Source organism: Pseudomonas sp. ITEM 17296, assembly GCF_028895205.1.
GTDB lineage: Bacteria > Pseudomonadota > Gammaproteobacteria > Pseudomonadales > Pseudomonadaceae > Aquipseudomonas > Aquipseudomonas kermanshahensis.
Genome location: NZ_WJRS01000035.1, coordinates 24,857 through 48,545, shown reverse-complemented (window position 1 = coordinate 48,545; position 23,689 = coordinate 24,857). Strand labels below are relative to the sequence as shown.

Genomic DNA, 23,689 nt, shown 5'->3' with positions numbered 1-23,689 from the left:
GTACGCTTTCCTCATTTGCTGTCAAGTGTTTATTTTGAAGATTTTCGCGAGAAACTCGTTTAGCTTCAAACACTTGACTCGCTGCGATCTCTCGTAGCGGGAGGCGAATCATACAGCGTTTAGAAGCGCTGTCAACCACCTTTTCAACCGCTGACGATCTTTCGATCGAAGCCCTTACAGCACTACCTGATTCGATTAACCCGTTGATACTCAAGGAGTTTCTCGTTCCAATCACGCTGGAAGTGGGGCGCATTATAAGGGGATTCGAAACCCCGTCAACCTTTAATTTCAAAAGCGTGACATCTTGCCCTCTGCCCACGTAAGTGCGCACTATAGTGCACACCCCTACCCGCCCAAGGATCGCCGCGCAGAGATGAACACCCAACCCCGCAGCCTGGCCGCCACCCTCTTCCCTATCGGCCTGCTGCTGATCGCCATGGCATCCATACAGTCCGGTGCGTCACTGGCCAAAAGCATGTTCCCCATCATCGGCGCCCAAGGCACCACAGCCCTGCGCCTGATCTTCGCCAGTATCATCATGCTGCTCATATTGCGCCCATGGCGCGTCCGCATGACCGCCACCACTCTGCGCAATGTCATCATCTATGGCATGGCACTTGGGGGCATGAACTTCCTCTTCTATATGGCACTACAAACAGTACCTATCGGTATCGCCGTGGCACTGGAGTTCACAGGGCCACTGGCGGTGGCGATCTTCTCCTCGCGCCGCCCTATCGACTTTCTCTGGATCGCGATGGCGATCGCCGGGCTGCTGCTGTTGCTGCCAGCAGGCGATGGCGGCCAAGCTTTGGACCCGGTAGGTGCTGCGTATGCCTTGGGTGCGGGGGTGTGCTGGGCGCTTTATATCCTGTTCGGGCAGCGCGCCGGTGCCGAACACGGCATCCAGAGCGCCGCACTCGGCGTCGTGGTCGCCGCGCTGTTCGTTGCCCCCATCGGGGTGATTCATGCCGGCAGCGCACTGCTCACCCCAGCGGTCATTCCGATGGCACTGGGTGTCGCGATACTGTCCACCGCCCTGCCCTATAGCCTGGAAATGGTTGCCCTGACCCGCATGCCTGCACGCACCTTCGGCACCCTGATGAGCATCGAGCCGGCGTTTGGCGCACTTTCAGGCCTTCTGTTCCTCGGCGAAGTATTGAGCACCACCCAATGGCTCGCGATTCTCGCCATCATCGTCGCGTCGGTAGGCACCACGTTGTCAATGCGCCAGACGCCAACCCCACCCGTCGCCGCAGACTGATATGAGAACTATTTTCATTTGAGACGGGATTAGTGATTGTAGCGGCCCGTCTCGCTGATTAAGCTGTCACACAGAATCAATAACTTTACGCGATCTGGTGGACCGAAGACGGACGCTGGGGATTTTCAGGAAGACAGCAGTGACAACGACAGGGCCCGACAAATGATCCGCCCTGCATTTAAGGAAGGGAATGAAACGTATTTTGCTCATTCTGGCCATTTTGGCTATTGCTGGATGTGCCGCCACGGCCAAGACTGAGGTCAAAAAGGGGAAGAAAGGCCTGCATATCAATTGCTCCGGCCTCTCCTCATCGTGGGATAACTGCTACAGCAAGGCCGCCACCTCCTGCAGCACCCGCGGTTACAAAGTCATTGCTCGCTCCGGCGATACCGACGAAGAGCAAGGCGATTACCTGTTCGGTATCAATCCGGCTGGCTATACCAGCCGCAGCATGATCGTCATCTGCAAGTGATGACCACCAGGCATTGAGTTCAAAGGGGCAGCGCGAGCGCTGCCCTTTTTATTCGTCATCACAGCGGCGCGGTACGCGCCTGTAGCCATGCCAGGGCCTCGCCCTTCAACAGCGGCGCAAGACGCTCATGCACACTCGCGTGGTAACCGTTCAGCCACGCCAACTCTTCCTTGGCAAGCAACTCGGGCAACAGGCAGCGTGTGTCGATCGGGCAAAGCGTCAAGGTCTCGAAGTTCAGGAAATCGCCGAACACACTCTTGCCCGCTTCCCGGCTAACCACCAGGTTCTCAATGCGCACGCCCCACTCACGCGGCCGGTAAGTACCCGGCTCGATCGAACTGATCATGCCCGCCTGCATGGCCGTTTGGGGCGTGGGCGACGCCTGATAGGCAATCACCTGCGGCCCTTCGTGTACGTTCATGAAGTAACCCACGCCATGGCCGGTGCCGTGGCCATAGTCCACCTGATCGGCCCAGATCGGTGCCCGGGCAATGGCATCGAGCAGCGGCGAGAGGATCCCGCGGGGGAAGGTAGCGCGCGATAACGCAATCATGCCCTTGAGCACACGCGTGCAATCCTGCTTCTGCTCGAGCGTAGGGTTACCCACCGGCACCATCCGGGTAATGTCGGTAGTCCCCCCCAGGTACTGCCCCCCGGAATCGATCAGCAGTAAACCGTCACCTTCGATGACCGCATGCGATTGCTCGGTGGCGCGGTAATGAGGCATCGCGCCATTGCCATTAAAGGCGGCAATGGTCGAGAAACTCAACGACACGAAGTCTGGACGGCGAGCACGGGCGGCGCTCAATCGCTCATCGACCGTCAGCTCGGTAATGACCTCATGGCCCAGAGACGCCTCGAACCAGGCGAAAAATTCGCACAAGGCGGCGCCGTCCTGCTCCATGGCCCGGCGAATATGCACAAGATCATCCTCACCCTTGCACGACTTGCTCAGCGTGGTGGGGTTAACCCCCTCGACCAGCTCAACGCCTGAGGGCAGGTTTTCCAGCAAACCGCAGGTGACACGCGCCGGGTCGAGCAACAGGCGACTGCCTGAAGGCACGGCGCCCAGGGCCTGACCGATTTCGGCATAGTCACGCACCTCAATGCCGTCAACCGCCAACACTTGGCGCAGATGCTCATCGACCTTGTCCTGGCCCACAAACACCGTCGCCTGCTGCTGACTGATCAGGGCAAAGGAAACAAAGACTGGGTTGTAGGACACATCGCTGCCACGCAGATTGAAGAGCCAGGCGATGTCATCCAGGGTGGCTATGAAATGCCAGTCAGCGCCCTTGGCCTTCAAGGTCTCACGCAACTGGGCGAGTTTGTCTGCCCGGTTCTGCGTGGCATGCGGCGGCAAGTGTTGGTAGACCGGGTTGCTCGGCAGCCGCGGGCGCCCCTCCCAAACCTTGCCAAGCACGTCCTTGTCCGTCACCAGCCGCACATCCCGGGCCTTCAGACGCTCACCCAGCAAACGCGCCGACGCCAAGGCCATGACAGCACCGTCCACTGCCACGACGCCCTGTGGCTCGACATGCTCACCCAGCCATTCCAGCGCGCCTGGCTTGCCTGGCAGCAGCTTCATCAGTTCGATGCCGCTGCCTGCTAGTTCGTACTCGGCCTGCTCCCAATAGCGGCTGTCAACCCAGAGCCCGGCAAACCCCGCCGTGACCACCAGCGTGCCGACCGAACCCTGGAAACCGGACAGCCATTGGCGCCCCTGCCAGAAGCCGGGCAGGTACTCGGAAAGATGAGGGTCGGCCGAGGGCACCAGCAGCGCATCGACCCCCTCTGCGGCCATGGCCTGACGCACCCGCGCCAGGCGCTCCGGCACAGCTTGCTCAATCGTGGTCTGAACGTTCATGCGCACTCCTGCGAAAACATCTCTACTGATTTCAGACTATCGATAATGGTACAGCCACCCCTGCCCTGCAATCACGGCGACCGGCCTGCGGCATGCATTGCCCATCACGCCCTCTGCAATCAGGACATTTCCTACAGCAGAACCAGGACCACCGATCACATCCTGCTGAACTTCCCAAAAACCCCGGCTTCACACCAAGTACATTCATTGCAGACAGGCCACCCCCTATGCCCGCTGCCGGTGACGCGAAAACCGCCGTTGTGCTGCTCGACACCCGCCAGCACACGCCTGACCATGAACATGCTGTACACCTCAAGCTTGCCGATGGCCTGGCGCAATTGCTGGGTTGCGCACACGTGCATCTCGACCCGCCCTCCACGCCCAGCGACCGCTACTACTACCTGCCGACCGAAACGCTGATCGACCCGCAGCGCCATGCAGCCTTGGGCATCCGCACCGAACAGGACCTGTTCGGCGGGCTGGTCGCTTTTCCTTATATGGCGACCAAGGCGATTTCCCACCCGCTGCCGGCCGCCGCCAGCTTCCCCCCAGGCTGGACCGACGCCTTCGCCCTTCAGGCCGGTGATGCGTTGTTGCGTGGCTATACCGTATTCAGCAAGGCCGACGCTCGCAATGCCGCACACTTGCTCCTGCTTGATGGCCCTCTACGGATCAAGCCGGTGCTGGCCTGTGCCGGGCGGGGGCAGCAGGTCATCGACACACTGGATGCGCTGGAGCCGTTGCTGGCCGACTTGGACGACCAAGACCTGGCCGTCTGGGGGTTGGTGCTCGAAGAAGACCTGAGCGAGGTGCAGACCTTCAGTGTTGGCCAAGTGCGTGTCGCCGGCCTGACCTGTAGCTACCACGGCACTCAGCAACTGACGCACGACCACCAGGGCACAGAGGTCTATGGCGGCTCCGATCTGGTCGTAGTGCGCGGTGATTACCATGCGTTGCTGCAACTGCCGTTGGAAGACCACCTGCGCCTGGCGATCAACCAAGCCATGGTCTACGAACGTGCCGCAGAGCAGCACTTCCCAGGCTTCGTGGCGTCAAGACGTAACTACGACATTGCCCGCGGCACCACCGCCCAAGGCCATGTACGCAGCGGCGTGCTTGAACAATCCTGGCGTCTGGGCGGTGCCAGCAGTGCAGAACTGCTGGCCCTGCAGGCCTTCGCCGCTGAGCCGACACTGCAGCGGGTGCGTGCTTCGACCCATGAAGTGTTCGGCACGCCCGACCTGCCCACTGACGCCACCCTCTTCTACCAAGGAATCGACAGTGAACTCGGACAACTCAGCAAATTTGCGCGGATTCGCGAACATGAGCATTCAGAGTGAGACCATTGAGCTGCACGTCGAGAACGACAGCATCGTCGGCACCCTGGTCAGCCCTGGCAGCAAGATGCCCGGCATACTCTTCGTCCACGGCTGGGGCGGTAGCCAGCAACGCGACCTGGCCCGCGCCCGGCACATTACCGGGCTGGGGTGCGTGTGCATGACCTTCGACTTGCGCGGGCATGAAAAGACCGAAAGCCAACGCCTGACCGTCACCCGCGAACAGAACCTCAACGACCTGCTGGCAGCCTACGACCGCCTGGTCAGTCACCCCAGCGTGGACAGCAACTCTATCGCCATCATTGGCAGCAGCTATGGCGGTTACCTGGCCACCTTGTTGACGCGGTTGCGGCCAGTAAGGTGGCTGGCAATGCGGGTGCCTGCCCTGTACTGGGACGATGAGTGGGAAACCCCCAAGCAAACCCTCGATCGGCAGCGGCTGAACGCCTACCGCCAGCGCCAGCTTGGCCCGGCGGATAACCGCGCACTGGCCGCGTGCGCCGAATTCGGCGGCGATGTGTTACTGGTGGAGTCCGAACATGATGACTATGTACCCCACAGCACACTGATGAGCTACCGCTCGGCATTCATCAGCGCCCATTCGCTGACCCACCGCATCGTCGACGGTGCCGACCACGCGTTGTCCAGCGAAGAAAGCCAGAAAGCCTACAGCTCGATTCTCGCATCATGGATCAGCGAGATGGTCATTGGCGCACGCCTGGACCGCTACCCACACTACGCGCCCTGGTATGCCTAAGGCTCACCGACCTGGCAGTGCAGGCCACCGTCAGCATTGCGGACCAGACTGCGCAGTGTCTGGTAGGCCGCGAAGTTGACGCCCCGCGCCTGGTGCTGGCACAACAGGTCGAGAAAGGGTTCTTCAACGAAACGGTCTGCGGCCGCCGCCCAGGCCTGGCGCGATTGCCATTGCAGGTACTGGAGGACCCGGCTGCCATCATCACTGGCCTGGATGCTCACGCCCTGCAAGCCCTCACAACCTGCGGCCAATGCTTCGCTGCGTACCACCAGGGCCTGGGCCAGCGCCACTTGCTGCAGCGCAGGCACTTCGTATTCGATCATCTGGGTAAACCACAGAGAATGAGGCGTTGCCGTCATGAAAAGTCTCCTTGCTCCGGACGCCAACGGCGTGATGGTGAGCAGGGTAAAACCTCAAGTTAAGTCAAGGTCAAGTGTTTTTTGCTGCCGCACGAGCGGTCGCTGGCTCAACCTGAAACTGCAAAGCGTCGTCGATATTCACTGGGCGTCAAACCGGTGATGCGCTGAAACACTTTGCGGAAAGCGCCCGGGTCCTGATAACCCACACCCCAGGCGATCTGTTCGACATTGCGCCGGGTAAATTCCAGCAACCGACAGGCGCGCCCTACCCGTACTTGCTGGCAATACTCGGTCGGGCGTAAACCGGTGGCAGCTCGAAAGCGCCGTAGAAAGGTCCGCTCCTCAAGGCCTGCACAAGCGGTCATGGCGGCCAGGTCGGCATCCTGCCCACCATTGCCCTGTAACCAGTGCTGCACTTTGAGCACTGCCTCATCGCCATGGTCCAGGCGGGGGTTGAACAATGCCCCCGGCAACGGCGCCGCCACGGGTTCGACAGCCAGGTAGCGAGCCGTCTCGCGCGCCACCGTCGCCCCCATAAACCGCTCCAGCAGGCGCAAGCCCAGCTCGGTCCAGGCCATCAGCCCGGCCGACGTCATGATGTCACCGTCGTCCAGCAGCGGCTGGTTCGCCTCCACCCGCACCAGGGGAAAACGCTGTGCAAGCGCTTGCACGTAGTTCCAATGGGTACAGGCCGGGCGCCCGTCGAGCAGCCCACTGGCCGCGATGAAAAACACGCCGATGCACACCGACGCCAGCACCGTGCCGCGCCCATGGAGCTGATTCAAGGGCAGGCAATGGCGCGCAAGCAGCTCAGCGTGTGGCGCCGAGTCCAGGCTTGGCGGAATGATCATCACCCTCAGCGCCGTGGCCGCCTCAGAGCCGCTATCCTCAACCCACTGCAACAACCCCGCTTCATCGACCTGCCAGTGGCTGACGCGGATCTGCGGCAGCTCGACAGCGCCCAACTCGGCGGCAACCCGGTTGGCCACCGTGAACAGGTCGGTCAGGCCATGCACGGCCGCACGCTGCGCCCCTGGGTAAAGCAGCAGGCCGATGTCCAGGCGCGCAGGGTTGTCAGTTTTTGCCCTCATTGTGTCGGTCGTGCCAATCCTCAGGTCGAAGCGCACAGCCTATAACTATCGTCATTCAACGACCACTGCCGCAGGAGGCAACATGAGCAAGCAAGCCCTGATCATCATCGACATCCAGAACGACTATTTCCCCGGTGGCAAATGGACCCTCGACGGCGCAGACCAGGCAGCCGACAACGCCGCCCGGCTGTTGGCGGCCGCGCGTGAGCGGGGCGACCTGGTGGTGCATGTGCGGCATGAGTTCGAAAGTGCCGATGCGCCGTTCTTCGCACCGGGCTCCCCCGGCGCGGCCATCCACGCCAAGGTGCAACCCAAGGCCGGTGAGCCGGTGGTGCTCAAGCACAAGGTCAATGCGTTTCTCGGTACCGACCTCAAGCACACGCTGGACCAGCAAGGGGTCGAGGCACTGACCATCGTCGGCAGCATGAGCCACATGTGCATCGATGCAGCGACCCGCGCCGCCGCCGATTATGGCTACGACGTGACTGTGGCTCACGACGCCTGCGCGACCTTGCCGCTGGCGTTCGATGGCAAACAGGTACCGGCGGCCCATGTACACGACTCGGCAATGGCGGCCCTGGCGTTTGCCTACGCCAAGGTGGTGAAGACCGATGAGCTGCTCGGCAAATGATCGCGCCCCGCCTTTAAGGCGAGTGTCAGATCACTACATTGCGCACAAAGCGCACCGCCACGGCGCCATCGTTGCGGTAGGCGTAGCGGCAGTTACTGGGGAAGACATGAAACTGGCCAACCTGCAGGCAATACTCGGCCTGTTCGATGACTAATGTGAGCTGCCCTTCAGCCACGTAGATCTGCTCGCTCCAGCCATCGGCATCGGCCTCGCTGACATAGCACTCGCCCGGTGCGAGGGTCCACTCCCAGAGTTCGACCTCACGCCGGGCAGTGCTGCTACCCAGCAGCACTGCCTTGCTTTGCGGATGCTCACCGGCCCAGGCCAGTTCGTCGATGCGGCTGGGGTCGCGCCGCTCGGGCGCCTGGATCAACGTACTGAACGCCACCCCCAAAGCCTCGGCGATCAAATCGAGCGTGGTAAGGCTGACATTCTTCTCACCCGCCTCGATCGCCACCAACATGCGTCGGCTGACGCCAGAACGCTCGGCCAAGGCAGACTGGCTCATACCCGCTGCGTGACGCAGGCTGCGTACGTTGAGGCTAACATGCTGTAACACCGATGCCCGGTGCGTGGAATTTTTGTGCACTGTATTGCTCGCTGATCGTGACTGCGCAGTATACTGCCCACTTTGCGCAGATTGTGCGCCGCCCCCTCCGAGTGCGCAAGACCATGAGCCAACCCACCTGCAAGCCCAATACACGCGTTTCTTTGCGCCTGAGCAAAGCCGAACTGATGCTGGTGTTCATCACCATGCTGTGGGGTGGCACCTTCTTGCTGGTGCATAACGTGATGACGGTCAGCGGCCCGATGTTCTTCGTCGGCCTGCGCTTTGCTGCGGCGGCGTTGTTCGTTGGCGCGATCTCGGCACGCGCGCTGTCGGGGCTGACCTTTACCGAACTCAAGGCGGGCGTACTGATCGGCGTCTCGATCATGCTCGGCTACGGCTTGCAGACCATGGGCCTGCAAACCATCAGCAGCAGCCAGTCCGCGTTCATCACCGCGCTGTATGTACCCTTCGTGCCGTTGTTGCAATGGCTGGTGCTTGGCCGTCGCCCCGGCCTGATGCCGAGCCTCGGCATCTGCCTGGCATTCCTTGGCCTGATGTTGCTGGCAGGGCCGGAAGGCGGCAGCTTGCACTTCAGCGAAGGCGAGATGGTGACCCTGGTCAGCGCCATCGCCATCGCCGGCGAGATCATCCTGATCAGCCGCTATGCCGGCCAGGTCGATGTGCGCCGCGTGACCGTGGTGCAGCTGGCCACCGCGTCGTTGCTGTCATTCCTGATGATCGTGCCGACCCAGGAGCGCCTCCCCGACTTTTCCTGGCTGTTGGTGATGAGTGCGGTGGGGCTCGGCGCCATGAGCGCAGTGATCCAGCTGGCCATGAACTGGGCACAAAAGTCGGTTTCACCCACCCGCGCCACGCTGATCTATGCCGGCGAGCCTGTGTGGGCCGGGATCGTCGGGCGCATCGCCGGCGAGCGTCTGCCCGGTGTGGCGTTGATTGGCGGGCTGCTGATCGTGATCGCCGTGGTGGTCAGCGAATTGAAGGTGCGCCGCCCCCGCGAAAGCGCCACAACGCGCGAAGCGCAGGATGAAGCCGAGCACCAAACAGGCCTGTAAACCGGCCAACTCCAGCTATGCTTTGTAAAAAACTGTTATAAAAAAATACCTTGTAACACCGTATTTGTACGATTCTGCGACAGCTTGCGTGTTGGTGATCAACTGCTCGGCACGTATGATCCTTGGCAAACCTCTCCAGAATAGAACGCTATGTCCTTGATAGTGCTATTGCTTCTGCCGTTCGTGGGCAGTTGCCTGGCAGCCGTGCTGCCGCACAACGCACGAAACGCCGAGTCCATACTCGCCGGGCTTGTCGCCTTGGTCGGTACGGTCCAGGTAGCACTGCTGTACCCCCAAGTTGCCCACGGTGGCGTGATTCGCGAGGAATTCCTCTGGCTGCCCAGCCTGGGGTTGAACCTTGTATTGCGCATGGACGGCTTCGCCTGGCTGTTCTCGCTGCTGGTACTGGGCATCGGCACACTGGTGTCGCTGTACGCCCGCTACTACATGTCGCCGCAGGATCCGGTACCGCGCTTCTTCGCCTTCTTCCTCGCGTTCATGGGCGCGATGCTGGGCCTGGTAATATCCGGTAACCTGATCCAGCTGGTGTTCTTCTGGGAGCTGACCAGCCTGTTCTCGTTCCTGCTGATCGGCTATTGGCACCACCGCGCCGATGCCCGCCGCGGCGCCTACATGGCGCTGATGGTCACCGGTGCCGGCGGCCTGTGCTTGCTGGTCGGGGCGCTACTACTGGGCCATGTGGTCGGCAGCTACGACCTGGACAAGGTCCTGGCTGCCGGCGACCTCATCCGCCAGCACGCGCTGTACCCGGTGCTGCTGCCTTTAATCCTGATTGGCGCCTTGAGCAAGAGTGCGCAGTTCCCCTTCCAGTTCTGGCTGCCCCACGCGATGGCAGCACCCACGCCGGTCTCGGCCTATCTGCATTCGGCAACCATGGTCAAGGCCGGGGTGTTCCTGCTGGCGCGGCTTTGGCCTGTGCTGTCAGGCAGCGAGGAGTGGTTCTGGATCGTCGGCGGCGCCGGCGCCATCACACTGCTGCTCGGCGCCTTCGCCGCGATGTTCCAGAACGACCTCAAGGGCCTGCTGGCTTACTCCACCATCAGCCACCTGGGCCTGATCACCCTGCTGCTGGGCCTCAACAGCCCGCTGGCAGCGGTCGCCGCGGTGTTCCATATTCTCAACCATGCCACCTTCAAGGCCTCGCTGTTCATGGCCGCCGGCATCATCGACCACGAGAGCGGCACACGCGATATCCGACGGCTTAGCGGCCTGATCCGCCTGGTGCCCTACACCGCGACCCTGGCCATGGTGGCCAGCGCTTCGATGGCCGGCGTGCCGCTGATGAACGGCTTCCTGTCCAAAGAGATGTTCTTCGCCGAAACGGTATTCATCAGCTCCACCGCCTGGGTCGAAACCGCCCTGCCGGTAATCGCCACCCTGGCCGGTACATTCAGCGTGGCCTACGCCCTGCGCTTCACGGTCGATGTGTTCTTCGGGCCACCTGCCCAGGACCTGCCCCATACCCCCCACGAACCGCCGCGCTGGATGCGTGCGCCGGTCGAGTTGCTGGTGCTCACCTGCCTGGTGGTCGGTATTTTCCCCGCGCAGTCGGTAGGCCCGCTGCTGGCGGCGGCAGCCCTGCCGGTGGTGGGCGGTACGTTACCGGAATACAGCCTGGCCATCTGGCACGGCTGGAATGCACCCTTGATCATGAGCCTGATCGCCATGAGCGGCGGGATCGTGCTGTACCTGCTGCTGCGCAAGCAGTTGCGCCTGGGGCGCTTCCCTTATCCGCCGCTGATCGAGCGCTTCAATGGCAAGCGCCTGTTCGAGCATGGCCAGGTCCACCTGATGCTGCTGGCCCGGCGAATTGAAAACCTGCTGACCACGCGCCGCCTGCAATCGCAGTTGTTCATGCTGGTGCTGGCGGCGTTTCTGGCCGGCCTCACGCCCATGCTCTACAGCGGCCTGACCTGGGGCGAGCGCCCGAAAATTCCGGGCTCCGGTGTATTTGTCGCACTCTGGCTGATCGCCATCGCCTGCGCCATCGGCGCCGCCTACCAAGCCAAGTATCACCGCCTGGCCGCCTTGATCATGGTCAGTGTCTGCGGCCTGATGACCTGCATCACCTTCGTCTGGTTCTCGGCGCCCGACCTGGCCCTGACTCAACTGGTTGTGGAAGTGGTCACCACCGTGCTGATCCTGCTCGGCCTGCGCTGGCTGCCGCGCCGTATCGAGGGCGTGTCGCCGCTGCCCGGCAGCCTGGAGCGCGCCCGCATGCGTCGCCTGCGCGACCTGTTGCTGGCCGTGCTGGTGGGCGGCGGCATGGCGATTCTGTCCTATGCCATGCTGACCCGGCCGACCCCCAACGACATTTCTTCGTTCTACCTGAGCCGCGCCCTGCCGCAGGGCGGCGGCACCAATGTGGTCAATGTGATGCTGGTCGATTTCCGTGGCTTCGACACCCTCGGTGAAATCACCGTGCTGGTCGCCGTGGCCCTGACCGTATTCGCCCTGCTGCGACGCTTCCGCCCACCCAAAGAGAGCATGCAGCTACCCGCCCAGCAACGCCAGCTGGCGCCCGACGTGGTCACCGACCTGATCAACCCGCGTCACGCTACGGACACCGCGCTAGGCTTCATGATGGTGCCTGCAGTGCTGGTGCGGCTGTTGCTGCCGATCGCCCTGCTGGTATCGATGTACCTGTTCATGCGTGGCCACAACCAGCCGGGCGGCGGCTTTGTCGCAGGCCTGGTGATGTCGGTGGCGTTCATCCTGCAGTACATGGTCGCCGGTACCCAGTGGGTCGAAGCGCAGATGAGCCTGCGCCCGCTGCGCTGGATGGGCACCGGCCTGCTCTGCGCGACCCTGACCGGGGTAGGCGCCATGCTGCTCGGCTACCCCTTCCTGACCACGCACACCGCCCACTTGCACCTGCCCGTGCTGGGTGATGTGCATGTGGCCAGCGCGCTGTTCTTCGACGTCGGCGTGTACACCGTGGTGGTCGGCTCGACCCTGCTGATCCTCACTGCCCTGGCGCACCAATCGGTGCGCGCCTACCGCCCGGGCAACCCGTCGAAATCCAGCCAAGCAGGAGCCGCCTGATGGAAGAAGTCATTGCAGTCGCCATCGGTGTACTGGCCGCCTCCGGGGTGTGGTTGATCCTGCGCCCACGGACCTACCAGGTGATCATGGGCCTGTGCCTGTTGTCGTACGGGGTCAACCTGTTCATCTTCAGCATGGGCAGCCTGTTCATCGGCAAGGAACCGATCATCAAGGACGGCGTCACCCAAGACTTGCTGCACTACACCGACCCGCTCCCGCAAGCCTTGGTGCTCACCGCCATCGTCATCAGCTTCGCCATGACCGCGCTGTTTCTGGTCGTGCTGCTGGCCTCGCGCGGCTTGACCGGTACCGACCACGTCGATGGCCGGGAGCGTGACGAATGAGTGGTATGAGTCAACTGATCGTCGCGCCCATCCTGCTGCCCCTCATCACGGCGGCAATCATGCTGTTGCTGGGCGAGAAACACCGGCGGATCAAGGCGCGGCTTAACCTGCTGTCCACCTTCGCCGGCCTGGCCATCGCGGTCAGCCTGCTGCTGTGGGTCCGCACCCAAGGCCAAGCCGAATCGATCGGTGTCTACCTGCCGGGCAACTGGCCTGCACCGTTTGGCATCGTGCTGGTGGTGGACCACCTGTCTGCCTTGCTGCTGACCCTGACCGGCATCATCGGCTTCAGCGCCCTGCTGTTTGCCCGGGCCCGTTGGGACAGTGCCGGCGCCAGCTTCCACGCGCTGTTCCAAATCCAGCTGATGGGGCTGTACGGTGCCTTCCTGACCGCCGACCTGTTCAACTTGTTCGTGTTCTTCGAGGTGCTGCTGGCCGCGTCCTACGGTTTGCTGCTGCATGGCTCGGGGCGTGCCAGGGTCAAGGCGGGCCTGCACTATATCGCCATCAACCTGTTCGCTTCGTCGTTGTTCCTGGTGGGCGCGGCGATGCTCTATGGCGTGACAGGCACCCTGAACATGGCCGACCTTGCGCTGAAGATCCCGCTGGTGCCAGAGGCCGACCGAGGCCTGCTGCATGCGGGCGCCGCCATCCTCGCCATGGCGTTTCTGGCCAAGGCCGGTATCTGGCCGCTGAATTTCTGGCTGGTGCCGGCCTACGCCTCGGCCAGCGCACCGGTTGCCGCGCTGTTCGCGATCATGACCAAAGTCGGCCTGTATGCCGTGCTGCGCCTGTGGACGCTGCTGTTCTCCGGGCAGGCCGGCGCCTCCGCGCAGTTTGGCGGCGAGTGGCTGGTGTACGGGGGGCTGGTCACACTGGCCGTGGCCGCGGTCTCGATACTGGCCGCACAGCGCCTGGAACGCATGGCTGCCCTGAGCATCCTGGTGTCCGCCGGCACCCTGCTCGCGGCCGTCGGCTTTGCCCAGCCGGCGTTAACGGGTGCGGCCTTGTTCTACCTGGTCAACTCGACCCTGGCGTTGTGCGCGTTGTTCCTGCTCGCCGAGCTGGTCGAGCGCTCGCGCTCAGCCAATGAAGCGCCGCTGGATGACGAAGAAGATGCCATGCCTTCTCCCCTGGAATCGCTGCACCCACCCAAGGGCATCAACCTCGATGATGAACAAAAGGTGGTGATCGGCCAGATCATCCCCTGGACCATGGCCTTCCTCGGCCTGAGCTTCATCGCCTGCGCGCTGCTGATCATCGGCATGCCGCCGCTGTCGGGCTTCGTCGGCAAACTCAACCTGATCAACGCGCTGTTCAACCCGCTGGGGCTGGGTATCGCGCCGGAGCAACCGCTGACAGCGGCAGGTTGGGGCCTGGTGGCACTGCTGGTGCTGTCCGGCATGGCGTCGCTAATCGCCTTCGGCCGCGTGGGCATCCAGCGTTTCTGGAAGCCCGAAGAGCGCCCCTCGCCGCTGCTGCGTCGTTATGAATGCCTGCCAATCGTCATCCTGCTGGGCCTGTGCATCATCCTCAGCCTCAAGGCCGAGCCGCTGCTGCGCTACACCCAGGACACGGCGGCCAGCCTGCAGGCACCCGATACCTACATCAAAGCGGTGATGGCCGCTCGGCCCATTCCCGGCCCGACCTCCCTCGACGTGGAGGTGTTGCCATGAAACGCCTGTTTCCCGCCCCACTGCTGTCGGTCTCGCTGTTCGGCCTGTGGTTGCTGCTGAACCTGTCGGTCAGCGCCGGCAACCTGCTGCTGGGTGCCATCCTCGGCATTTTTGCACCTCTGCTAATGGCCCCCCTACGCCCTCAGCACGCCCATGTGCAGCGGCCTTGGGTGATTGCCAAGTTGATTGGCCGGGTCGGCCTGGATGTGATCGTGTCCAACCTGCTGGTGGCCCGTGGCGTTCTGCGTGCGGGCAAGCAGCCGCCGCGCTCGGCATTCGTGCACATTCCGCTGGCCTTGCGCGATGCCCATGGCTTGGCTGCCCTGTCGATGATCACCACGGTGGTACCTGGCACGGTCTGGTCCGAACTGGCGCTGGACCGCAGCGTGCTGTTGTTGCATGTGTTCGACCTTGAGGATGAAGCCGCCTTCATCGAGCATTTCAAGCACACCTACGAACGCCCGCTGATGGAGATTTTCCAATGACAGGCCTGCTCGCCAACGCTGTACTCGCCAGCCTGTTCATCTTCGCCCTGGCCATGGCCCTGGCACTGATCCGGTTGTTCCGCGGCCCGTCCGCCCAGGACCGGGTGCTGGCACTGGACTACCTGTACATCCTGGCCATGCTGACGATGCTGGTACTGGGGATCCGTTATGCCAGCGACACCTACTTCGAAGGTGCCCTGCTGATTGCACTGTTCGGCTTTGTCGGCTCGTTCGCCCTGGCCAAGTTCCTGCTACGTGGTGAGGTGATCGAATGACCGAAGCGCTACAACTGCCCTTCTGGCTTGAACTGGTCACCGCTGCGCTGCTGCTGATCGGCAGCCTGTTCGCCCTGATCGGTGCCGTGGGCCTGGTGCGCCTGAAGGATTACTTTCAGCGCATGCACCCACCCGCGCTGGCCTCCACCATTGGCGCATGGTGTGTTGCCCTGGCCTCGATCATCTACTTTTCGTGGCTGAAAGAAGGGCCCGTTCTGCACGCTTGGCTAATCCCGATCCTGCTGTCGATCACGGTGCCGGTCACCACACTCTTGCTGGCCAGGGCTGCGCTGTTTCGCAAGCGGATGTCCAAAGAGGCGGTACCTGAAGAAGTCAGTAGCGGTAGCGACCGCGGCCATTGACCGGTTGCAGCCTCAGCCCTGGCTGAGGCGCTGCAGCTCACGCCGCACCATGGCGGCATACGGTGGCGGGCTGAGTCGATAGAGCTCGCCTGCCACCCAGTTCAGCCAAGCGCCTTGCAGCGCTTCACGTTGGGCCAACAGCCGTTCGGCTTGCGCCAGCGCATCCGCCTGGTGCTGGTGATGAAACTCGGCACGCGACACAGGCGTGTTGTCGCGCTCGGTCATTCACTGGCCTTGAACGTGGTCAGCTCACCCTTGCGCCACTTCGCGACTTTGCCAGTCACTGCCTTGAGCAGCTTACCCAGCCCTTCCTGCACTTGCTGTTGCGCAGCAAAGACCAGCATCACGCCATTGCCTTCGCGCAACACGACGCCCTCGCCTTCAGGCACGGAAACAAAGGCGTAGTCGCCAACACCGTAGACGTTGAACTTGATGTCTCGAAAGCGCATTTCCAGCTTGCCACCCTCGCGGCTGGGCAATACCGCAGCGCGGAAGTGATCGCCAACCTTCAGTTCCAGACGCTGTTTGTCATCGACCACCAATGCGCTTTCGGTGTCGATTTCGGCCATGTACAGGCCTTCAGGACTTTGTTCGGTGACATAAACAAAGCGGCCCTGGAACAGCTGGGCCAATTTACCGCGCAAATCGCCCAAGGCGAACAAGGCGTGGGTATCAAGTGTGCTGACTGCCAATGAAGTGATCCTCAATCGGTTACATCCCGCCCCCACACACGCTCGGTGAGGCACGGCCATTACATATCGATAGGCGAAAAGAGTAATAAAGCGATGCGCTGATGTCTGTATCCGCTGGCACTGCAGCCTGCAGGAATCTTTACTCTGGCTTGCCAGATATGGCCTAAGTGCAGGTTTTCGGCAAATTCCCAACGCGGGAAGCGTAATGCCTGACAACAAACCCGCCAGAAAAGATGCGATAGGTAGTTGCAGAGCGCTCGACAGAACGGGCTCTGAAATCCATCAGCGCATTACTGAGGAAGGAATATGCACGAAAACACCGAAATCCGTCGAGAGGCAAAGAACATTTCTTACATCACCAGCACTCATGCAGCGCCACGTTACGTTGTCATACCGGCAGGTATCCGCTTCTTTCATGTCACCGAAAGCGCCACGGGCCGGGTCAAAGGGTTTCGCTGCCGGCATCAGGACGCGTGTGAGCTGGCCCGCCATCTGGAGCAATGACGGCCGTCAGGCGGCCAGGCCTTTTCTGAGTTGCTGCATCCAGGCCGCCTGGCACTCCAGCGCCTCGTCACGGGTGGCGAACGCCGTGCCACGGCGCTCGCCATTGACCAGCACCACCCAACAAATACGCTTACCCAACGCCTGCAGAGTGGCAGGTACCCCCGAGCCAATCATCACGGCTACATCGACACGGCTATTCATCATCCCCTCCGGAATTTAATTAGCACCCTAACGATAAAGCCATGATACGCCTGCCTGCACGTCGGAAACAGCGCATCTCGGTACAGCAGTGTTACGCCACAGGCAACAAATCTGGGCATATCACGCACAAACGCAAAAAGCCCCAGGGATTGCTCCGTGGGGCTTCACGCACTGCGCGCGATCAGACCTGACGCTGGTGGCGGTCGAGCTGCTCGTGGCGTTCCTGGGCTTCGATGCAGTACTTGGTGGTCGGGCTGATCAGCAAACGCTTCAGGCCAATCGGCTCACCACTGTCATCGCACCAGCCGAAGCTCTCGTCAGCGATACGGTCCAACGCCATTTCAAGCTGTGGCAGCAAACGCTGGTCGCGGTCGATGGCATTGACCAACCAGCTACGCTCTTCTTCTACCGAAGCCACGTCAGCAGGGTCCGACGGAGTGTCCAGGCCCTCGATGGTGGCACGGCTCAACTCGATGCGCTCATGGGTTTCGACTTTCATCGACTGCAGCAGGCCAGTGAAGAAGGCGAGCTGATCAGCGTTCATGTAGTCATCGGCCGACATGGCCAGCAACTGTTCCTTGGTCATCGATTTCTCTATGAAAAATGTGCATTTGGGCGATTCGGGTGCCGCCGACGCCAGTGCATCGGCAGCGGAATTCTTCAAGCGCCAACCGGCACTCTTTTACAGGGGGCGGCAGTCTAAGGCGCCACGTCGCGTGGAGCAACTGCAATCGGAGGCGAATTTGATTCGATTGAGCAGAATCCGCTGGTCGGTGCTCGGGTGGCAGGGGTTGCGGGCGCGTCTGGGCTGATGGGCGCCTGCCTTGGGTTATGCATAGCCCATGAGATCGAGCGCCGCCCGCGCGGCGCATCGCGAGCAACGCTCGCTCCTACGTTTGTTTAGGGCCAGTGACGCCTGTGCCAGCGCGCGCGACCGCCTTGTTTGTACGGCTCAGTGTTGAGGCGTGCACCAAGGGGACGCGCGCCAATGCCCCAGAAATAATTGGCCCGAAACAAACGTAGGAGCGAGCGTTGCTCGCGATGCGCCGCGCGGGCGGCGCTCGATCTCCCAGACGCCACCCTCCTCACGCCATACCCTACAGGCGGGATCAACGATCCTTGAACTGTGCCTCGCGCTTGGCGATAAAAGCGCTCATGCCTTCCTTCTGGTCTTCAGTGGCAAAGGCCGCATGGAACACCCGACGCTCGAAACGCACCCCCTCACTCAGGGTCACTTCAAAGGCCCGGTTGACACTTTCCTTGACCATCATGCTCACCGGGATCGACTTGCTGGCGATGGTCGCCGCCACCTTCAGGGCTTCTTCGACCAGCTCGGCCTGCGGTACCACACGCGCCACCAGCCCGGCACGTTCGGCCTCCTCGGAGCCCATCAAGCGCCCTGTCAGGCACAGTTCCATGGCCTTGGCCTTGCCCACCGCGCGGGTCAGCCGCTGGGTGCCGCCCATGCCCGGCAACACCCCAAGGTTGATCTCAGGCTGGCCAAACCGGGCATTGTCCGCTGCCAGAATGAAGTCGCACATCATCGCCAGCTCACACCCCCCGCCCAGGGCAAAACCCGACACCGCCGCAATGATCGGTTTGCGCCGATTGGCAATCCGGTCTGCGTCACTGAACAGGTCGTCGACGTAGATCTGAGGGTACTGGAGGTCGGCCATTTCCTTGATATCGGCACCTGCGGCAAAGGCCTTGGCCGAGCCGGTCAGCACCACGCAGCCGATGTTCGGGTCACGCTCGAGCTGGTCCAGGGCCTGGTTGATCTCGCCGACGATCTGCGCATTGAGCGCATTGAGCGCCTGCGGCCGGTTGAGGGTGATCAGGCCGACCTTGCCGTGGATGTCCAACAGGATGGTTTCGAATGCCATGCAGACTGCTCCTTCAAAGATTGCGCGCAATGACCATGCGCTGAATGTCGCTGGTGCCTTCGTAAATCTGGCAGACCCGAACGTCGCGGTAGATCCGCTCCAGCGGGAAGTCACTCAGATAGCCATAACCGCCCAGGGTCTGCAAGGCGTCCGAACAGACCTTTTCGGCCATTTCCGAGGCAAACAGCTTGGCCATCGACGCCTCCGTCAAGGCCGGCCGCCCGGCATCACGCAAGGCCGCGGCGTGCAGCACCATCTGCCGGGCCACGGCAATGCGCGTGGCCATGTCGGCCAGGCGGAAGGCCACGGCCTGGTGCTCGATCAGCGGCTTGCCGAAGCTCTGCCGCTCCTTGGCATAGTCGCGGGCCACCTCGAAGGCCGCCCGGGCCATGCCGACCGACTGCGACGCAATGCCAATACGGCCCCCTTCAAGGTTGGCCAGGGCAATCTTGTAACCCTGCCCCTCTTCGCCCAGGCGATTGGCGACCGGCACTCGCACATTGTCGAAGACAATCTGGCAGGTGTCCGAGGCATGCTGGCCGAGTTTGTCCTCGACCCTGGCAACCTGGTAGCCCGGCGAATCGGTCGGCACGATGAACGCCGTGATGCCACGCTTGCCCGCCTCCGGGTCAGTGACCGCGAAGACGATGACCACGCCAGCATTCTGGCCGGAGGTGATGAACTGCTTGCTGCCGTTGAGCACGTAGTGGTCGCCGTCCAGGCGTGCGCGGGTCTTCAGGCTGCTGGCATCGGAGCCGGCTTGGGGCTCGGTGAGGGCGAAGGCGCCGATCATCGCGCCGCTGGCCAGCGGGGCCAGAAACTGCTGCTTCTGCTGCTCGGTGCCGAATTTCAGGATGGGCACGCAGCCCACCGAGTTGTGCACGCTCATGATGGTCGAACAGGCACCATCGCCTGCGGCAATTTCTTCCAGGGCCATGGCGTACGCCACATAGCCCGTGTCACTGCCGCCGTACTGCTCCGGCACCAGCATGCCGAACAGGCCCAGGGCGGCCATCTCGTCGATGGCTTCCCGCGGGAAGCGGTGGGCCTTGTCCCATTGCTCAGCGAACGGGCGCAGGCGCTCCTGGGCAAAGTCACGCACGGCGTCGGCGATCTGTTGTTGCTCTTCAGTTACCAACATGGTTCACCTCAATACAGGCATTCGACGGCCATGGCCGTGGCCTCGCCACCGCCGATGCAGATGGCCGCCACGCCGCGGCGCAGGTTGTTCTGGCGCAGGGCCGACAGCAAGGTCACCAGAATGCGCGCGCCTGAGGCGCCGATCGGGTGGCCCAAGGCGCAGGCACCGCCATGGATATTGACCTTGTCGTGTGGCAGGTCGAGGTGTTTCATGGCCGCCAGGGTCACCACGGCAAACGCTTCGTTGATCTCGAACAGGTCCACCTCGGCCAGGTTCCAGCCGGTGCGCTTCATCAGTTTGTCGATGGCCCCGATCGGTGCGGTGGGGAACAGCGCGGGCGCATCGGCAAAAGCGGCGTGGCCATGGATCACGGCCAAAGGTTTCAAGCCGCGCTTTTCGGCTTCGCTGCGGCGCATCAGCACCAGCGCAGCAGCGCCGTCGGAAATCGAGCTGGCGTTGGCGGCCGTCACCGTACCGCCTTCACGGAAGGCCGGTTTAAGCTGCGGGATCTTGTCCAGGCGCGCCTTGGGCGGCTGCTCGTCATCCTTGATGACGCGTTTTTCCTTGCCCTCAGTGACTTCCACTGGAACGATCTCGGCGCTAAAACGGCCCTGCTTGATCGCGTCCTGAGCACGGGTCAGCGAGCTGATGGCAAAGGCATCCTGGGCTTCGCGGCTGAAAGCGCCAGCCTGGGCGCAATCCTCGGCGAAGGTGCCCATCAAACGGCCTTTGTCGTAGGCGTCTTCGAGGCCATCCATGAACATATGGTCGATGATCTTGCCATGGCCCATGCGGTAGCCACCCCGGGCCTTGTCCAGCAGGTAGGGCGCGTTGGTCATGCTCTCCATGCCGCCCGCCACCACCACATCGGCGCTGCCGGCCAGCAGCAGGTCATGGGCCATGATCGCGGCCTGCATGCCAGAACCACACATCTTGTTCAAGGTGGTGCAGGTGGTGTGTTTGTCCAAGCCGGCGCCCAGCGCTGCCTGGCGCGCGGGGGCCTGGCCCAGGCCTGCCGGCAGCACGCAACCGAACAGTACCTGTTCGACGCTGGTGGCTTCGATGCCGGCGCGCTCGACGGCGGCGCGGATCGCCGCGGCCCCCAGCTGCGGTGCGGTGAGGCTCTTGAGGTCGCCCTGCAGGCCGCCCATAGGCGTGCGCACGGCGCTGACGATGACAATTGGGTCGTTGGCGAGGGTCATGTTCATTACTCCTTACTTGGCAGCCATGCGCAGCGCGCCGTCGAGGCGGATCACCTCGCCGTTGAGCATGCTGTTCTCGATGATGTGGCGGGCCAGCGCAGCGTATTCCTGAGGGCGGCCCAGGCGCGGCGGGAACGGCACCCCGGCGGCCAGCGAGTCACGCACTTCCTGGGTCATGCCGGCCATCATCGGGGTTTCGAAAATGCCCGGGGCGATGGTCATCACGCGGATGCCGAAACGCGCCAGCTCACGGGCCGTTGGCAGCGTGAGGCTGGCAATGGCGCCCTTGGAGGCCGCGTAGGCGGCCTGGCCGATCTGCCCGTCATAGGCAGCGATAGAGGCGGTATTGATGATCACCCCGCGCTCGCCATGCTCATCCGCCGGCCCCTCGGCCATCGCTGCCGCCGTCAGGCGCAGCAGGTTGAAGCTGCCGATCAGGTTGACGTTGATGACCTTGGCGAAACTGGCCAGGCCATGCGGGCCTTGTTTGCCCAGGACTTTCTCGGCGCCGACGATACCGGCGCAGTTGACCAGCCCATGCAGGCTGCCAAACGCGCTGACGGCGGCGTCGACCGCAGCCGTGGCGGCCTGCTCGTCGCTGATGTCGGCGACCGCGAAGCGGGCGTTGTCACCCAGCTCACGCGCCTTGGCTTCAACCGCCTGGGCATTGAGGTCGACCAGCATGACCTTGGCACCGGCCTCGATCAGCATCTGTGCGGTGGCGGCACCCAGCCCGGATGCGGCGCCACTGACGATAAAGTGTTTGTTGGCTATTTGCATGGTGTCGTTCCTTTAGGCACTGGCGTGAGCGGCCAGTTGGGCCTGTTGTTTGGCGATTTCCTGGTTGCGCAGGATGAAGCGTTGCAGCTTGCCGCTCGGGGTCTTGGGCAGCTCGCTGACGAATTCGATTTCGCGGGGGTAGGCGTGGGCGTACAGCCGCTTGCGCACGTGCTGGCGCAGGGTTTCTTCCAGCTCGGGGGTGCCCTCCACGCCTTTGGCCAGTACGACGAACGCTTTGATCAGCTCGGTACGTTCAGGGTCGGGCTTGCCGACCACCGCCGCCTCGACCACTGCCGGGTGCTCGATCAGCGCGCTCTCCACGTCGAAGGGGCCAACCCGGTAGCCGGAGGTGGTGATCACGTCGTCGCTGCGGCCCACGAAGCTGATGCTGCCATCGGCATTGAGTTCGACCGTGTCGCCGCTGAGGTAATACTTGCCGACGAAGGCTTTGGTCGGCACGCCGTGGTAGCCACCAAACCAGCACAACGGCGACTGCTCGCGGTCCACGGCGAGGATGCCGGGCTGGCCAGGCGGCAGCTCCGCGCCCTGCTCGTCCAGCACCACGATGCGGTGCCCGGGGATGGCGAAGCCGGCAGACCCCAGGTGCACCGGGTGCTCCAGGCCATGGTGGTTGCACAACACCATGCCCAGTTCGGTCTGCCCATAATGGTCGTGGATGGTTACCCCTAGCTCGTCGGCAAACCAGCGGATCACCTCTGGGTTGAGCGGCTCGCCGGCGCTGCTGACCACCCGCAGGCGGCCTTTGATCGGTGCGGAAAATTCGCTGCCTGCCGCGATCAACAGGCGGTACGCGGTCGGCGAGCCGGCCAGGTTGGTAATGCCAAACTGGTCGATGATCCGCGCGCAGCTTTCAACGCTGAACGGGCCATCGTAGAAGGTGGTGGCATGGCCCAGCGCCAGCGGGCCGGTGACGGCGTAGTAAAGCCCATAGGCCCAGCCCGGGTCGGCCAGGTTCCAGAAGTTGTCTTCCGGCCGCAGGTCGATGGCGTCGCGCATGTAACCCTGGAAGGCGACGATCGCGCGCAGCGGCACTTCGAGGGGTTTGGCCGGGCCTGTGGTGCCGGAAGTGAACATCAACAGGAAAGGGTCATCGCCCGAGCGCATGACCGGCGGGCAGTGCTCATCGGCATTGTCCAGGCTCTGCTGAAAGTCCAGCTCACCGGCGCGGGCCTGCACGCTGATAATCGTCGGGCAACCGTGCACCTCATCCAGCTTGGCGCGGTTCTGGCTGTCGGTGACCACCACCTTGGCCCCGGACTGCTCCAGGCGATGCTCGATGGCCTTGGGCCCGAACGCAGTAAACAGCGGCTGATAGACAGCACCCAGGCGCCACGTGGCAAGGATGGTCACCAGCAACTGCGGGGTGCGCGGCATCAGGCCGGCAACGCGGTCTCCCGCTTTTACACCCTGGGCCTTGAGCACGTTGGCAAAGCGCGCGGCCTGCTCGCACAGCGTATCGAATGTGAACGGCTGGCTTTCGCCGTCGCGGTTCACCCACAGCAGGGCAAGCTTGTCGCTGCCCACATGGCGGTCGCAGCATTCGACGCAGGCGTTGAGCGCAGACAGATCGCCCTGCAGGGCATCAGCGGCGGCCTGGGCATGGTCGAAGGCACGAGCGGCCTCGGCGTAGTTACGCATCATCAGACTCCTGGCTTTTTA

27 protein-coding genes are annotated in these 23,689 nt (G+C 62.8%); 13 read left to right on the top strand and 14 right to left on the bottom strand.

Annotation, left to right across the window (positions count from 1 at the left end; translation table 11 throughout):
* A partial coding sequence (locus GIB19_RS25580) for a hypothetical protein (RefSeq protein WP_274888508.1) occupies window positions 1-214 on the bottom strand: 214 nt, incomplete at its 3' end.
* Window positions 215-373: 159 nt separating this feature from the next.
* Here GIB19_RS25580 and rhtA point away from each other — a divergent pair.
* Window positions 374-1,261 (top strand): threonine/homoserine exporter RhtA, encoded by an 888-nt coding sequence (rhtA, locus tag GIB19_RS25575; protein ID WP_027596535.1) that lies wholly within the window; start codon window positions 374-376, stop codon window positions 1,259-1,261.
* Between the two features lie 190 nt (window positions 1,262-1,451).
* The gene (locus tag GIB19_RS25570; RefSeq protein WP_027596536.1) at window positions 1,452-1,733 is read left to right on the top strand and encodes a hypothetical protein; all 282 of its coding nucleotides are present in this window, start codon (window positions 1,452-1,454) and stop codon (window positions 1,731-1,733) included.
* Between the two features lie 58 nt (window positions 1,734-1,791).
* On the opposite strand, the gene GIB19_RS25565 is transcribed toward GIB19_RS25570, so the two are convergent.
* On the bottom strand, window positions 1,792-3,600 hold the full coding sequence (locus GIB19_RS25565; RefSeq protein WP_274888506.1) for an aminopeptidase P family protein: 1,809 nt from the start codon (window positions 3,598-3,600) through the stop codon (window positions 1,792-1,794).
* 227 nt (window positions 3,601-3,827) lie between these two features.
* Between GIB19_RS25565 and GIB19_RS25560 the strand changes: the two genes are divergently transcribed.
* Window positions 3,828-4,940 carry a DUF3182 family protein gene (locus GIB19_RS25560; RefSeq protein ID WP_274888505.1) on the top strand — a complete coding sequence of 371 codons (1,113 nt, stop codon included), beginning with the start codon at window positions 3,828-3,830 and terminating at the stop codon, window positions 4,938-4,940.
* Window positions 4,924-5,694 carry an alpha/beta hydrolase family protein gene (locus tag GIB19_RS25555; protein ID WP_265969153.1) on the top strand — a complete coding sequence of 257 codons (771 nt, stop codon included), beginning with the start codon at window positions 4,924-4,926 and terminating at the stop codon, window positions 5,692-5,694. The genes GIB19_RS25560 and GIB19_RS25555 overlap by 17 nt, the downstream gene beginning before the upstream one ends.
* Here the strand turns inward: GIB19_RS25555 and GIB19_RS25550 are convergent.
* Entirely contained in the window at window positions 5,691-6,053 is a 363-nt protein-coding gene (locus GIB19_RS25550) for an antibiotic biosynthesis monooxygenase (RefSeq protein ID WP_099429966.1), read from the bottom strand. The genes GIB19_RS25555 and GIB19_RS25550 overlap by 4 nt on opposite strands.
* A 107-nt stretch (window positions 6,054-6,160) precedes the next feature.
* Entirely contained in the window at window positions 6,161-7,144 is a 984-nt protein-coding gene (locus tag GIB19_RS25545; RefSeq protein WP_274888504.1) for a GlxA family transcriptional regulator, read from the bottom strand.
* Window positions 7,145-7,226: 82 nt separating this feature from the next.
* Here GIB19_RS25545 and GIB19_RS25540 point away from each other — a divergent pair, with 82 nt between their 5' ends.
* Window positions 7,227-7,775, top strand: a complete 549-nt coding sequence (locus GIB19_RS25540; protein WP_274888502.1) for a cysteine hydrolase family protein — start codon at window positions 7,227-7,229, stop codon at window positions 7,773-7,775.
* Window positions 7,776-7,800: 25 nt separating this feature from the next.
* On the opposite strand, the gene GIB19_RS25535 is transcribed toward GIB19_RS25540, so the two are convergent.
* Window positions 7,801-8,364, bottom strand: a complete 564-nt coding sequence (locus GIB19_RS25535) for a helix-turn-helix domain-containing protein (RefSeq protein ID WP_099429969.1) — start codon at window positions 8,362-8,364, stop codon at window positions 7,801-7,803.
* 83 nt (window positions 8,365-8,447) lie between these two features.
* On the opposite strand from GIB19_RS25535, the gene GIB19_RS25530 reads away from it, so the two are divergent.
* From GIB19_RS25530 to GIB19_RS25500, 7 genes are all read left to right on the top strand, one after another.
* The gene (locus GIB19_RS25530) at window positions 8,448-9,398 is read left to right on the top strand and encodes a DMT family transporter (protein WP_099430943.1); all 951 of its coding nucleotides are present in this window, start codon (window positions 8,448-8,450) and stop codon (window positions 9,396-9,398) included.
* 150 nt (window positions 9,399-9,548) lie between these two features.
* On the top strand, window positions 9,549-12,464 hold the full coding sequence (locus GIB19_RS25525) for a monovalent cation/H+ antiporter subunit A (protein ID WP_099429970.1): 2,916 nt from the start codon (window positions 9,549-9,551) through the stop codon (window positions 12,462-12,464).
* Window positions 12,464-12,808: a Na+/H+ antiporter subunit C gene (locus tag GIB19_RS25520; protein WP_003250128.1), complete on the top strand. Its 345-nt coding sequence runs from the start codon at window positions 12,464-12,466 to the stop codon at window positions 12,806-12,808. The genes GIB19_RS25525 and GIB19_RS25520 overlap by 1 nt, the downstream gene beginning before the upstream one ends.
* Window positions 12,805-14,484 carry a monovalent cation/H+ antiporter subunit D gene (locus GIB19_RS25515; protein WP_027596546.1) on the top strand — a complete coding sequence of 560 codons (1,680 nt, stop codon included), beginning with the start codon at window positions 12,805-12,807 and terminating at the stop codon, window positions 14,482-14,484. Before GIB19_RS25520 ends, GIB19_RS25515 begins: the two co-directional genes overlap by 4 nt.
* A complete protein-coding gene (locus tag GIB19_RS25510) occupies window positions 14,481-14,969 on the top strand; it encodes a Na+/H+ antiporter subunit E (RefSeq protein ID WP_027596547.1) in 489 nt (162 codons plus the stop codon). Before GIB19_RS25515 ends, GIB19_RS25510 begins: the two co-directional genes overlap by 4 nt.
* On the top strand, window positions 14,966-15,244 hold the full coding sequence (locus tag GIB19_RS25505) for a K+/H+ antiporter subunit F (RefSeq protein ID WP_003259015.1): 279 nt from the start codon (window positions 14,966-14,968) through the stop codon (window positions 15,242-15,244). Before GIB19_RS25510 ends, GIB19_RS25505 begins: the two co-directional genes overlap by 4 nt.
* On the top strand, window positions 15,241-15,606 hold the full coding sequence (locus GIB19_RS25500; protein WP_027596548.1) for a Na+/H+ antiporter subunit G: 366 nt from the start codon (window positions 15,241-15,243) through the stop codon (window positions 15,604-15,606). Before GIB19_RS25505 ends, GIB19_RS25500 begins: the two co-directional genes overlap by 4 nt.
* Window positions 15,607-15,618: 12 nt before the next feature.
* Here the strand turns inward: GIB19_RS25500 and GIB19_RS25495 are convergent, their stop codons facing one another.
* Together GIB19_RS25495 and GIB19_RS25490 are read right to left on the bottom strand one after the other, a co-directional pair.
* Window positions 15,619-15,831 (bottom strand): hypothetical protein, encoded by a 213-nt coding sequence (locus GIB19_RS25495; protein WP_099429971.1) that lies wholly within the window; start codon window positions 15,829-15,831, stop codon window positions 15,619-15,621.
* On the bottom strand, window positions 15,828-16,298 hold the full coding sequence (locus GIB19_RS25490; protein ID WP_027596550.1) for a hypothetical protein: 471 nt from the start codon (window positions 16,296-16,298) through the stop codon (window positions 15,828-15,830). The genes GIB19_RS25495 and GIB19_RS25490 overlap by 4 nt, the downstream gene beginning before the upstream one ends.
* Before the next feature lie 306 nt (window positions 16,299-16,604).
* On the opposite strand from GIB19_RS25490, the gene GIB19_RS25485 reads away from it, so the two are divergent.
* Complete coding sequence (locus GIB19_RS25485) at window positions 16,605-16,802, top strand: hypothetical protein (RefSeq protein ID WP_099429972.1); 198 nt, start codon at window positions 16,605-16,607, stop codon at window positions 16,800-16,802.
* Between the two features lie 6 nt (window positions 16,803-16,808).
* Here the strand turns inward: GIB19_RS25485 and GIB19_RS25480 are convergent, their stop codons facing one another.
* From GIB19_RS25480 to GIB19_RS25450, 7 genes are all read right to left on the bottom strand, one after another.
* Entirely contained in the window at window positions 16,809-17,003 is a 195-nt protein-coding gene (locus tag GIB19_RS25480; RefSeq protein WP_027596551.1) for a hypothetical protein, read from the bottom strand.
* 181 nt (window positions 17,004-17,184) lie between these two features.
* Window positions 17,185-17,589, bottom strand: a complete 405-nt coding sequence (locus GIB19_RS25475; protein ID WP_027596552.1) for a TraR/DksA family transcriptional regulator — start codon at window positions 17,587-17,589, stop codon at window positions 17,185-17,187.
* Window positions 17,590-18,112: 523 nt separating this feature from the next.
* Window positions 18,113-18,886: an enoyl-CoA hydratase gene (locus GIB19_RS25470; RefSeq protein ID WP_274888497.1), complete on the bottom strand. Its 774-nt coding sequence runs from the start codon at window positions 18,884-18,886 to the stop codon at window positions 18,113-18,115.
* A gap of 13 nt (window positions 18,887-18,899) precedes the next feature.
* Complete coding sequence (locus GIB19_RS25465) at window positions 18,900-20,027, bottom strand: acyl-CoA dehydrogenase (RefSeq protein WP_274888495.1); 1,128 nt, start codon at window positions 20,025-20,027, stop codon at window positions 18,900-18,902.
* A gap of 8 nt (window positions 20,028-20,035) precedes the next feature.
* On the bottom strand, window positions 20,036-21,229 hold the full coding sequence (locus GIB19_RS25460; RefSeq protein WP_238216230.1) for an acetyl-CoA C-acyltransferase: 1,194 nt from the start codon (window positions 21,227-21,229) through the stop codon (window positions 20,036-20,038).
* Between the two features lie 12 nt (window positions 21,230-21,241).
* On the bottom strand, window positions 21,242-22,009 hold the full coding sequence (locus GIB19_RS25455; RefSeq protein WP_238216232.1) for an SDR family NAD(P)-dependent oxidoreductase: 768 nt from the start codon (window positions 22,007-22,009) through the stop codon (window positions 21,242-21,244).
* Between the two features lie 12 nt (window positions 22,010-22,021).
* Window positions 22,022-23,668, bottom strand: a complete 1,647-nt coding sequence (locus tag GIB19_RS25450) for an acyl-CoA synthetase (protein WP_274888493.1) — start codon at window positions 23,666-23,668, stop codon at window positions 22,022-22,024.
* Window positions 23,669-23,689: the final 21 nt, after the last annotated feature.